This window comes from Corallococcus sp. BB11-1 (assembly GCF_026626625.1).
Taxonomy (GTDB): Bacteria; Myxococcota; Myxococcia; order Myxococcales; family Myxococcaceae; genus Corallococcus; species Corallococcus soli.
In genome coordinates this window covers 260,410-272,450 of sequence record NZ_JAPNJY010000022.1, presented here as the reverse complement: position 1 = coordinate 272,450, position 12,041 = coordinate 260,410, and the positions used below count along the sequence as shown (strand labels likewise).

General features: G+C 70.7%; 8 protein-coding genes. 5 read left to right on the top strand and 3 right to left on the bottom strand.

Going from position 1 to position 12,041, the window contains the following annotated elements:
* Positions 1-17: 17 nt before the first annotated feature.
* Genes bshA through bshC form a run of 3 tightly spaced genes read right to left on the bottom strand, consistent with a single transcriptional unit; the run spans position 18 to position 3,654 of the window.
* Positions 18-1,181, bottom strand: coding sequence for an N-acetyl-alpha-D-glucosaminyl L-malate synthase BshA (gene bshA / locus OV207_RS17815; RefSeq protein WP_267556363.1), 1,164 nt, complete (start codon positions 1,179-1,181; stop codon positions 18-20).
* Positions 1,178-1,984 carry a bacillithiol biosynthesis deacetylase BshB1 gene (gene bshB1 / locus OV207_RS17810; protein ID WP_267556362.1) on the bottom strand — a complete coding sequence of 269 codons (807 nt, stop codon included), beginning with the start codon at positions 1,982-1,984 and terminating at the stop codon, positions 1,178-1,180. Before bshB1 ends, bshA begins: the two co-directional genes overlap by 4 nt.
* On the bottom strand, positions 1,981-3,654 hold the full coding sequence (gene bshC, locus OV207_RS17805) for a bacillithiol biosynthesis cysteine-adding enzyme BshC (protein WP_267556361.1): 1,674 nt from the start codon (positions 3,652-3,654) through the stop codon (positions 1,981-1,983). Before bshC ends, bshB1 begins: the two co-directional genes overlap by 4 nt.
* Before the next feature lie 94 nt (positions 3,655-3,748).
* Here bshC and OV207_RS17800 point away from each other — a divergent pair, with 94 nt between their 5' ends.
* From OV207_RS17800 to OV207_RS17780, 5 genes are all read left to right on the top strand, one after another.
* On the top strand, positions 3,749-6,232 hold the full coding sequence (locus OV207_RS17800; RefSeq protein ID WP_324291541.1) for a PIG-L family deacetylase: 2,484 nt from the start codon (positions 3,749-3,751) through the stop codon (positions 6,230-6,232).
* Positions 6,229-6,408 (top strand): hypothetical protein, encoded by a 180-nt coding sequence (locus OV207_RS17795; protein WP_193347664.1) that lies wholly within the window; start codon positions 6,229-6,231, stop codon positions 6,406-6,408. The genes OV207_RS17800 and OV207_RS17795 overlap by 4 nt, the downstream gene beginning before the upstream one ends.
* Entirely contained in the window at positions 6,405-8,117 is a 1,713-nt protein-coding gene (locus OV207_RS17790; protein WP_267556359.1) for a sodium:solute symporter, read from the top strand. The genes OV207_RS17795 and OV207_RS17790 overlap by 4 nt, the downstream gene beginning before the upstream one ends.
* Positions 8,118-8,240: 123 nt before the next feature.
* Positions 8,241-10,586, top strand: a complete 2,346-nt coding sequence (locus tag OV207_RS17785; protein WP_267556358.1) for a DUF1588 domain-containing protein — start codon at positions 8,241-8,243, stop codon at positions 10,584-10,586.
* Positions 10,587-10,591: 5 nt separating this feature from the next.
* Positions 10,592-11,989, top strand: coding sequence for a DUF1552 domain-containing protein (locus OV207_RS17780; RefSeq protein ID WP_267556357.1), 1,398 nt, complete (start codon positions 10,592-10,594; stop codon positions 11,987-11,989).
* Positions 11,990-12,041: the final 52 nt, after the last annotated feature.

Below are 12,041 nucleotides of genomic sequence, written 5' to 3'. Positions count from 1 at the left end.
TGCGCTCCCGGGGCTCCTCAACGACGGAGGGGCCCCGTCAGGAGCCGGCGGTAGAGCGCCTCGTAGCGGTCGATGGCGGGTTCCTTCTGGAAGCGCTCCAGGACCCGCGCCCGCGCGCGGCGTGAGAAGCCCTGCCAGCGCCCCGCGTCCTCGACCAGCGTGAGCACGTGCCGGGCCATGGCGGGGACATCCCCCAGCGGCGCCAGGAAGCCCGTCTCTCCGTGCGTGACCAGCTCCGGGATTCCGCCCAGGTCGCTGGCCACCACGGGAATGCCGCAGCTCAGCGCCTCCAGCGCGGCGAGCCCGAAGCTCTCCTGCTCGCTGGGCAGCAGGAAGACGTCGGAGGCGGCGACCAGCTCCTCGAAGCGGTCCTGCTTGCCGAGGAACGCGACGCGGTCCTCCAGGCCCTTCTCCCGCAGCATCCGCTCCGCGTGCGAGCGCTCCGGGCCGTCTCCCACCATCACCAACCGGCAGGGACGGTGGCGGTGGACCTCGGTGAAGATGGCGACCACGTCGACGATGCGCTTCACCGGCCGGAAGTTGGAGACGTGGATGAGCACCGGCTCGTCGTCCTGCAGGGCCGGGAAGAGCGCGCGCAGGCAGGCGCGGTCGCGCACCGGGGCGTAGCGTTCGGTGTCCGCGAAGTTGGTGATGACGTCGATGGGGACGCTCTCCGGGATGTCGAAGCCCTGCCACGTCGCGCGGCGCAGGTAGGCCGACGGCACCGTCACCGCGTCGCTGCGCAGGATGGAGAAGCGCGTGATGGGCAGGTAGCTGGGGTCGATTCCCACCAGCGTCGTGTCCGTCCCGTGCAGCGTGGTGACGACGCGCGGCGCCCGGGGGCCCAGCACCTCGCGCGCCATCCACGCGGCGGTGGCGTGCGGCACCGCGTAGTGGACGTGCAGGATGTCCAGGCGCTCGTAGCTGGCGACCTCGATCATCTTGGAGGCCAGCGCGATGGGGTAGGTGCTGGACTGCTGGAGCGCCGGGTAGTCGCTCTCCGTCACCTCGTGGAAGACGACCTTCCGGTTCGCGCCGTGGAGGCGGACCGGCAGGTCCCGGGCGATGAAGTGGACGCGGTGGCCCCGGTCCGCCATCGCGAGGCCAATCTCCGTGGCGACCATGCCGCTGCCACCGAAGGTCGGAAAGCAGGTGATGGCCACGTTGAGCGGGGCGTTCATGTGCGTGCCGGGAAGAACAGGGGTCGGGCGAAGCTATTCCTGCGGAAGTGGTCGAGCGGGTCGGCCAGTCCCAGCGCCTCGCGCAGGACGTAGGGCTCGCCGTGGGTGACGCCAATCTGCGCGCCATAGAAGCGGTCCCGGGCCTCCAGCGAGGACAGCGACAGCGGTGAGCCCACCAGCGTGGGCGGGGCGTCCGGGCGGGGAATCACCTGGCTGGCGTAGCAGTGCACCGCGGCCAGCTTGCGCTCGTAGACGGCGGAGACGTCCACGACGACGCCAGGCTCGGCCAGGTGCCGCAGCGGGTAGTAGAGGACCTGCCGCGGCGTGAAGGGCTCCGCGGCGGGCTCCGCGTCGAACCTGCGCACGCCCGCGAAGAAGAGGGCGCGCGTCACCAGCGCGCTGGCCGCCTCGTGGTCCGGGTGTCGCTCCTGCTCCCAGGGCACGACGACCAGCTCCGGGCGCAGGCGGCGCAGCGCCTCCACCACGCGGGCCACGGCGGCGGTGCGGGTGCGCTCGGGTTCGGGTGTGTCGAAGCCCGCCCACGGATTGAGCCAGCCGTCGGGCAGCTCCAGGTTCTCCCGGTGGGCCAGCCCCAGCGCGCGGGTGGCGGCCTGCGTCTCCTCCGCGCGGGATTGCAGCGTGCCGCGCGAGCTCTTCTCGCCGCGCGTCAGGTCCACGATGCCGGTGCCGTAGCCGAGGGCGGCCATGCTCGCCAGGAGCCCGCCGCAGAACAGCTCCACGTCATCCGGGTGGGGCCCAAAGGCGAGGACGTCGATGCCGTAGGCGGTGCCGGTCGCGCTCATGGCGTCAGGTCCTTCGAGTCACCGGAGAAGGGGACACACGCGTCCAGCACCGTCTTCGTGAAGGCGCGCGTCCCGATGCGGCAGGCGAAGTAGGGCAGCCCCAGGACACGCTCCTGGGGCGCGTCCTCCGGGAAGAGGAACGTGCGCAGGCGGTCCACCTGTTCGGCCGCCGTGGCGTCGCGCCGGGCGAGCGCGCGGCGGTAGCGGCCCGTCAGCCGGGACACCGCGACCCGCACCGTGCCCTGGGTGCGGCGCAGCGCGTCCTGGAGGTTCGCGTCCACCGCCGACACCTGTCCGGTGACGCGCTCCAGCTCGGAGGAGAAGGCGCCGAAGAGGCGGGCCTCCAGGGCCTCGGGCGTCTCCAGCGACTCCGGGGCATCCCGCGTGGCCAGCCGCGTGAGCAGCGCGTCGCGCGGCACGCTCACCTCGTCCGGCTGGAGCCCCACCTTGCCCAGCCACCGGCGCGCGCGGTCATCGAGCACGCGGAAGCGGGCCCGGGGGATGGCGAGCGGCATCGGCTGGCCCGCGTGGGCGTAGAGCGGCGCCAGTTGCGCGAAGTACGCCAGTTCGCCCGGGCCGCCGACATACGCCGCCGTGGGGAGCAGGGTGTCCTGGAGGAGGGGGCGCAGCAGCGCGGACGTGGTGAAGCGCAGCGGTTCGCGCTCCAGGGCGGCGTGCAGCGCGTCCCGGGTGATGACGCCGCTGTCCGGGTGGCCCACCAGCCCCCAGGCGCCCGCCTCCGTCGGATCCAGCCGGTAGCGCGGGCCATTGAGCGCATCCGGTGAGAAGAAGCTGAGCGGCGAGCCTGGGCGGACATGGACCTGCACCGTGTAGCCCGCGCGGGTGAGCGCCTCCGCGCGGGCCGCGAGCACCGCGGAGAGTGTCCCCGCTTCCTGGAGGGCGAAGCGATGCACGGGCGCGGCCAGCGGCGCCAGCCGTGCGTCTCTCGGGTCGAGGAAGACAAGGCCCTCGTCGGCGAAGAGGGACGACAGCACGTCGGTGAAGGCTTGCGCGAGCGTGGCCTCGGGACGGTAGGCCTGCTCCAGCAGACAGAGGAACTCCTCCGCGTGGGGCTCTGCCTTCAGCTCGGCGCGGAGGGTGGCCAGGGCGGGGAGGACGCTCGGGCCCAGGTGGCGGTGGGCGATGGGCGCTCTGGACGTTGCCGCATCCGGAAGCTCGAGCGCCAGGCGACAGGGCCCTCCGCCCGGACGTGGGATGACACAGTGGTCGATCTCCGGAAGGTCGTGGTCCTCCGTCTGGAGCCAGAAGACGGGGACGCAGGGCCGGCCGGTCTCTTCCTGAAGCGCGCGCGCCGTGACGATGGCGGACGCGGCTTTGTAGAGCGTGTACAGCGGGCCCAGGAAGAGGCCCATCTGCTGCCCCGTCACCACCGCCACGGTGCCGGGCCGCGCGAGCAGCGCGAGGTTTCGCTCCCGGGCGGGACTGGGCGCGAGGCGCGCGTTCTGCGCGGCAAGCACGTCCAGCAGCGCGGGCGACACCGTGCGAGACGCGGCGGCGGCCACGGCCCGGGCACGCGCTTCACGGTGCCGATAGTCGTCGGAGAGGAAGGAGAGCGCGGACGCATCTCCGCGAAGCCACGCGGCCGAGAACGAGGACGTCACGGCATGCCGTACTAACAGGTCGCGGCGGGCGTGCCACCGGAAGTGCATGCGCGCACGTCGCGCGCGGCCATGGCGGAGGGCGTCATCCCGGAAGGAATGCGGGCCGCGCGCAGGGAAGGGGCATGTTGTAGGGTCCGCCCGAATGCGGAACCTGCTCCTCGGAATGACGCTGGCCATGAGCCTTGGAATCGGGTCGACGGCGGTGGCGCGGCCTGCCCGGCAGCCCCACGCGGGTGAAATCGCGGCGGGCCTGAAGCGGCTCGGTGTGACGGGCAGTGTGCTCTATGTCGCGGCCCACCCGGACGACGAGAACACGCGCTTGCTCGCCTGGCTGGTGGGAGAGCGCGGCCTGCGCGCGGGCTACCTGTCCGTGACGCGCGGTGATGGCGGGCAGAACCTCATCGGCACCGAACAGGACGCCCTGCTCGGGCTCATCCGCACGCATGAATTGCTCGCCGCGCGGAGCGTGGACGGCGCGGAGCAGTTCTTCACGCGGGCGCGGGACTTCGGTTATTCGAAGAGCGCGGAAGAGGCGCTGCGCATCTGGGGACATGACGCGGTGCTGGCGGACGTGGTGCTCGCCATCCGGCGCTTCCAGCCGGACGTCATCATCACCCGCTTCACCACGACGCCGCCCAACCACGGCCACCACACGGCCTCCGCGCTGCTGGCGGCGGAGGCCTTCATCGCCGCCGCCGACCCGCGGCGCTTCCCCGAGCAGTTGTCGGAGGTGAAGCCGTGGAAGGCGGACCGCCTGCTGCAGAACGCCTCCTCGTGGTGGTTCAAGCCCGATGAGGACCTGTCCCGCTACGTGAAGCTGGAGGTGGGCGGCTACGACGCGCTGCTGGGGCGTTCGTGGGGCGAGGTGGCCGCGGAGAGCCGCAGCCAGCACAAGAGCCAGGGCTTCGGCCAGGCCGCGGACCGGGGCCCCAGCGCCGAGTACTTCACGCCGCTGGCGGGGACGCTCCCGAAGCGCGACGTGTTCGAGGGGCTCGACCTCTCCTGGAAGCGTTGGAAGGGCTCGGAGGCCGTGTCCCGCGCGGTGGCCGCCGCGACGAAGGCGTTCGATGCGCGCGCCCCCCACCGCTCCCTGCCCGCGCTCGTCCGCGTCCACGAGGCGCTGAGCGCGCTGCCGGACAGCCACCCGTGGAAGGCGCCCAAGCTGCGGGAGACGGAGGCGCTCATCGCCGCCTGCGCGGGGCTGTTCCTGGAGGTGCGTGCCGCCGCGCCCGCGGGCATCCCGGGGCTGCCCGTGGCGTTGGACGTGGTGGCGCTGAACCGCTCGCCCGCTGCCGTCGAGTGGGTGGGGCTGACGCTGCCAGGCGAGAAGCCCGAGGCCGTGGGGAAGGCGCTGGGCGCGAACGTGCCCCTGAAGCTGTCGCGCACGGTGACGCTGCCGGCGACGGCGCCCATCTCCACGCCCTACTGGCTCCGGGAGCCTGTCACCGGAGGGCTCTACACGCTCAAGGGCGAGGACCGCGTGCTCACCGGCCAGCCGGAGGGCCCTGCCGCGCTGTCGGTGGCGTTCGAGTACGCGGTCGCGGGCCGGCGCTTCCGCGCGGTGCGTCCGGTGCTCTACGCCTGGACGGACCCGGTGCGCGGCGAGCTCTACCGTGACTTCGAGGTCGTCCCGCCCGTCACCGCCACGCTGGCGCAGGACGTGCTCATGTTCCCCAACGGCGAGCCCCGTGCCGTGCCGGTGGTGCTGGCCGCGGAGATGGACCAGGTGCCGGGCACGGTGCGGATGGTGGCGCCGCCCGGCTGGCGCGTGGAGCCCGCGTCGGTCGAGTTCAAGCTCGCGGCGCGCGGGGACGAGCGCACCGTCACCTTCCAGGTCACGCCGCCCCAGGGCTCGACGCAGGAGGGCGTCCTCTCCGTGGACGTCGACGTGGGGGACCGCGCCTGGTCGTGGCGTGCACGTTCCGTGTCCCATCCCCACATCCCGCCGTTGACGGTGCGCCAGCCCTCCACGGCCACGGTGGTGCCGTTCTCCCTGGCCACGAAGGGCAAGCGCATCGGCTACATCCCCGGTCCGGGCGACCGCGTGGCGGAGAGCCTGAGCGCGGTGGGCTACGACGTGACGCTGCTCCCCGAGGAGCGGCTGGCCCGGGAGAAGCTGGAGCGCTTCGACGCCATCCTCGTGGGCGTGCGCGCCTTCAACGCCAACACGCACCTGACCGTCCACCGGGAGCGGCTGCTCCAGTACGTGGAGGGCGGCGGGCGGCTGGTGGTGCAGTACAACACCAACAGCCGCGTGGGGCCGCTCACGTCCTTCGTCGGGCCCTATCCGATGGAGATTGGCCGCGACCGGGTGACGGATGAGACGGCGGTGATGACGCCGCTGCGCGCCAATGAACCGCTGCTGCGCGCGCCCAACGCGCTGACGGCCGCGGACTTCGAGGGCTGGGTGCAGGAGCGTGGCCTCTACTTCGCGTCGTCGTGGGACGCTCACTATCAGCCCGTGTTCGCCATGCACGATGCCGGCGAGGCGCCGCTCCAGGGCGCGCTGCTGGTCGCCCGTCATGGCAAGGGCACCTTCGTCTACACGGGCCTCTCTTTCTTCCGTCAGCTCCCCGCCGGGGTTCCCGGCGCCTACCGCCTTTTGGCCAACATCCTCTCTCCATGAGCACCGCTCCCAACCTGACCCCCCGTGAGCCCGCCGCCGGCGCCCCCGCGCACCGGCCCGAGATGGATGACGCGCCGCCGCTGCTGGGCTCCTGGCGCAACATCTACCTCCTGGTGCTGGGCATCTTCGTGCTGTTCGTCGCCCTGTTCTGGGCGCTCACCGAGGCGTACGCGTGACGGGGCTCGACTGGCTGGTCCTGGGAGCGACGATTGCGTCCATCGTGGTGTGGGGCCTCTGGAAGTCCCGAGGAACGGCCACCAGCGACGAGTACCTGCGGGGAGGCCGTGAGCTGAAGTGGCCCACCATTGGCCTGGGCGTCATGGCCACGCAGGCCAGCGCCGTCACCTTCCTCTCCGTCCCCGGGCAGGCCTACGAGGACGGGATGCGCTTCGTGCAGTTCTACTTCGGACTGCCGATAGCGATGGTCATCATCAGCGCTGTCTTCGTGCCCATCTACTACCGGCTGAACGTCATCACCGCGTACGAATACCTGGAGTCGCGATTCGACCTGAAGACGCGGCTGCTGGGCGCCTTCCTCTTCCTCATCCAGCGCGGCCTGGCCGCGGGCATCACCATCTACGCGCCGGCCATCATCCTCTCCACCATCCTCGGTTGGCCGCTGGAGCCCACGGTCATCGTCATGGGCGCGCTCGTCATCCTCTACACGGTGACGGGAGGCTCCAGGGCGGTGAGCCAGACGCAGAAGCAGCAGATGGTGGTGATGATGGGCGGCATGGTGGTGGCCGCCGTGGTCATCCTCTGGCGCCTGCCCGCGAACGTGTCGTTCGGCAAGGCAGTGGACGTCGCTGGCGTGTTCGGCCGGATGAACGTGGTGAGCTTCGACTTCAACATGCAGGACCGCTACAACTTCTGGTCTGGCATCACAGGCGGGCTGTTCCTGTCCCTGTCGTACTTCGGCACGGACCAGTCCCAGGTGGGCCGCTACCTGACGGGCCGCTCCATCTCCGAGAGCCGGCTGGGGCTGCTCTTCAACGGCGTGCTGAAGATCCCGATGCAGTTCTTCATCCTCTTCGTCGGCATCCTGGTCTTCGTCTTCTACCAGTTCAGCACGCCGCCGCTGCTCTTCAACGAGGCGCTGCGCACCCGCGTGCAGGGCACGCCGCAGGCGACCGAATACGCAGGGCTGGAAGCGAAGTGGGAGCAGGTCCAGTCCGGCAAGCGCGCGGAGGTGGAGCGCTACCTGTCGGCCGTCGAGTCGGGCGACGTGGCGGCCGGCGAGGCGTCACGGGCGCTGCTCCAGGGTGCGCAGCAGCAGGCGAGCGCTGTCCGCAAGGAGGCCAAGGAGATGGTGGCGCGCGCGCTTCCGGGCGCGGAGACGAAGGACTCGGACTACATCTTCATCGCCTTCGTGAAGCGCTGGTTGCCAAGCGGGCTGTTCGGGTTGCTCATCGCCGTCATCCTGTCCGCGGCCATGAGCTCCATCTCCAGCGAGCTGGCGGCGTTGGGGACCACCACGACGGTGGACTTCTACCGGCGGGTGTTCAAGCCCGGCGCCTCGGACCGGCATGTGCTGGTGGCGTCCAAGCTGTTCACCGTGTTCTGGGGGTTGGTCGCGGTGGCCTTCGCGACCTTCGCTTCGCTGTTGGACAACCTCATCCAGGCCATCAACATCCTGGGCTCCATCTTCTACGGCACGGTGCTGGGCATCTTCCTGGTGGCCTTCTTCGTGAAACGCGTGCGAGGCCATGCCGTGTTCGCGGCGGCCGTCATCTCCCAGGCGACGGTGATTGCCCTCTTCTTCCTCTCCGACGTGGGCTACCTCTGGTTCAACGTCATCGGCTGTGCGCTGGTGATGGTGCTGAGCCTGGTGATGCAGGGCGTCCTGCCGCGCGGTGAGACGCCGGCCCCGGCGACGGGGGCCTGAGCTGCCCGGCTGAACAACCGCTGCACGTATCAGCCGCCCTCCGGGTTCTGCTTCAGCTTCGACACATGCCTCAGGACCCATCGACCTTGCCATCCCCCCCGCTGTCCGTGCCAATCTGGCTGGATGAACCGCGTCCTCCTGCTGGCCGGACTGTTGAGCCTCGTTGCGTGCAAGGGCATCATCGAGCCAAACACCAACGACGGAGGCCCCAACAACCCCGCTGACGCCGGTCACCCCGGTGACGCCGGTGACCCCGGCGGGAACCTGGGCGCCGCGTGCGTGGTGCAGTCGGTGCTCACCCATCGCTGCGCCAGCTGTCACGGCGCGCTGCCGACCCAGGGGGCGACGCTGCCGCTGCGCACCCTGCACGACATGCGGGTGAGCTCGGCGATGGATGGGAGGCTCAGCAACGCCCAGCGCGCGCTCATCCGCATGCGAGACGATGCGTCTCCGATGCCGCCGGCCCCGCATGAGCGCGCGAGCGCAGCCGAGCTCGCCGCGCTCGATGCCTGGATCGGGCAGGGGATGCCCCTCTGCAGCGGCACGGACGGCCCGCCCGTGACCGTGGTGTCCGAGCCCAACCTGCTCGATCAGTCCGCGCTCTTCAGCTGCACCGAAGGCGTGCGCTCGGATGCGCCGACGCGCATCCGCCGCATGAACCGGCGCGAGTTCACCCGCAACGTCGGTGGCTCGGTCGAGCGCAGCTGGACCGGGTTCAGCTTCTACGACAACCCGCTCGATCCCAGCGCCATCGAGCAGTACAGCTCCTGGGCCACGGACGAGACGCTGGACGAGGCCACGGTGGAGCTCTTCCTGCCGGTGGTCGGCGCGGCCGCCGCGCCGTGGACGATGAACTACCCGGACGGCAACCGGATGGAGCGCGTCTACACCAACAGCCGCTTCAGCTGCATGTTCAACGACGCGAACCCGAGCGACGCCTGCAAGCGCTTCCACCTCGGCCAGATGCTCGAGTTCGGCGTCTTCTTCCGCCCGCCCACCGAGGATGAGCTCACCCGCATCACCGCCTTCGCGACTGCGGTCATCGCGCAGGAGCCGAGCAACTCCCCGCGAAACCGCGCGGACTCCATCACGCGGATCTCCAACGCCGCGTGGATGATGACCGGCGCCATGTTCCGCCGCGAGATGGGCGGTGAGCCGGCCGGCGGTCGCGTGGAACTGACCAGCCTGGAACTGGGCTCGCAGCTGGCCTACGCGCTCGGGGGGCGCGCGCCCTCGGCCACGCCGAGCTTCGTGTGGCCCTACTACTCCGCGCCCCTCGAGGGGCATCTGGCGGACGTGGCCATCGCCGCGAAGGATGGCTCGCTCACGCAGGATGCGACGACCACCGCCCTGATCAAGAAGCACCTGGGCGGCGTCGACGCCAACCAGAACGGGACACCGCGCTTCGATCTGGTGCAGGACTACAACGAGGACCAGCGCTCCAAGCGCGGGCAATACTGGCTGGGTGACGGCGTCGCGGGCTTCTTCCGCGAGTGGCTCGGCTACGGGCACGTGTCCGCGGTGTTCAAGGAGTCCCCGGCGGCGACCTCGCGCTTCGAACTCGAGGGGCTGGGCTACATCAGCTCGGCCTCGTATGACAACCTGCTCACCAACTACCATCCGCTGGAGCCGACCTTCATCCAGCAGTTCGACGATCTGATCGCGCGGGTGGTCGTCGAGGATCGGGACGTGCTGGCGAACCTGCTCACCACGCGCACCTTCTACGTGCCCTCCATGCAGCACGCGGCGTACGACTCGCAGAAGGGCCTCTCGTTCCCCTACAACGTCAGCGAGATCCTCCCGGCGACCGTCGCGGGCCGCTGGAAGAAGCTGCCTGACGCTGAGCGCGCGGGCGTGCTGACCCACCCGGTGTGGCTGGCCGCGCACGGCGGCAACTTCGAGGACGATCCGTCCATCGTCCACCGCGGCAAGTGGGTGCGCGAGAACCTCCTGTGCGGCTTCGTCCCGCCGCTCAGCAGCGTGCAGGTGGCAGCCCAGGTCGGCGATCACGCCGCCGACAAGAACGCGCGCCGCCGCCTGCAGGAGGCGACCGCCGGAGCGCAGTGCCAGGGCTGTCACCGCCTGATGGAGCCGCTCGGCCTGCCCTTTGAAATCTACAACCACGCGGGCTTCCTGCGCGCGCGGGATCACTCGACCAGCGGAGGCTGGACCACGCCGGACGGAAGCTCGACGCTCACGTCGATGCCGGACCCCGCGCTGGACGGCCCGGTGCGCGACGCGGTGGAGTTGAGCGAGCGCCTGGCGACGTCGCGGCACGTGAAACGCTGCTTCGTGCGACAGACCTTCCGCTACTTCATGGGCCGCCCGGAGAACCCGAGCGACGCCTGCGCGCTGACGCAGATGGAGCAGGCCTATGACCAGAACAACGGCTCGTTCTCCAAGATGCTGACCACGCTGATGACCAGCGACACCTGGAAGACGCGGCGTCTGCCGCAGGCTGGAGAGTGACTGTCATGTTCTCGCGACGAACCGTCCTGAAGGGCATGGCCGCCGGCCTCTTCGCGCCCTACTTCCACGACGTCTACGCCCAGTCGTCAGCGTTGCCGGCGCGCCTGGTGCTGGTCCTCGAGTGCAATGGCGTCTACCCCCGCGCGCTCCTGAGCACGGGCACCCGCGCGGCGCTGGGTGGACGCGCCAACACCTCCGACCGCCTCTTCTGGGACGCGTACAAGGCCACGCCGCTGGTGCGTGAGGGCGACGATCTCGCCAGCGCGATCAGCCTCGGGCCGCTGGCGGCGTCTTCCGGCAAGCTCGACCTGGTGAACCGCTCCGCCGTGCTGCTGGGGCTCTCGAGCCTCATCGCGGGCGGCGGGCACTCCAGCGGGACGGGCGCGCTGAGCTGCGCGGTGAACGGCGCGGGCGCGACCTTCGACGCGGTGATCGCACCTCGCCTGCGTCGGGGTGCACCGTTCGACGTGCTGCGCCTGGGCACCAGCTCCGCGCGTGTGTCGATCGTGTACGAGACCTGCGCGCTCGGACCCCGCAAGCCCGCGGGCATCATCGTCAACCCGTCGCTCGCGTTCGACAGCACCTTCGGCTCGCTGCTCGGCGGCTCGACGAACGGGCGCGATCGCAAGATGCTCTTCGACTTCGCGCTGGCCGACTCGCGCAAGGCGCTGGCGGAGTTCAGCGGCAACTCCAACGAGCGGCTGAAACTGGAGCGCTACCTCTCCTCGCTCGAGTCGCTGCGCACGCGGGAGGATCAGCTCGCGGGCATGGCGAACCGCGTGCGGCCCTACCTGCCGCTGGCGCCGAAGGACAACCCGCTCATCACCGGCGCGGGCTCACCGCCCGACTCGCTGAAGTGGTTCGAGGCGCAGTTCCAGATCGCCACGGCGTCCCTCCTGGGCGGGCTGACGAACACGGTGGTGCTGGCGACAGGCACCTCGGGCTTCGACGTGGCCTACGGCCCGGACGTGGCCGACGTCCCGCGACACAGCCTGCAGCACGGCCTGGATGCGGGGCAGAACTGGGACCGGGTCGCCGAGGTCACCCGCCGCCACGTGCAGCTGGTGGCGAACCTGGCGAGGACGCTGGCCGCCACGCCCGAGGTCGGCGCGAGCGGCTCGATGTTGGATCACACCGCGATCGTCTTCATGTCCGACAACGGTGAGCAGCACCACTCGACCGCGCGCGAGTGGCCGAAGCTCGTGGTGGGCGGCAACGCGCTGGGCCTGAAGACCGACGGGCGCACGGTCGTGTACCCGAAGTACGACGCGGCCCGGAACCGGCAGGTCTCCAATCTCTTCAACACGCTCGGCCACGCGTTCGGAGATGCGGACTTCAACACCTTCGGACAGGAGGGCAGCACGCGCATCGCGCCGGGACCGCTGAGCGAGCTGTATGGCTGAGCCGCGAGAGCGGGCTGGGCGGCTGTGACGCCGCCGCAGGCGCCCAACAGGA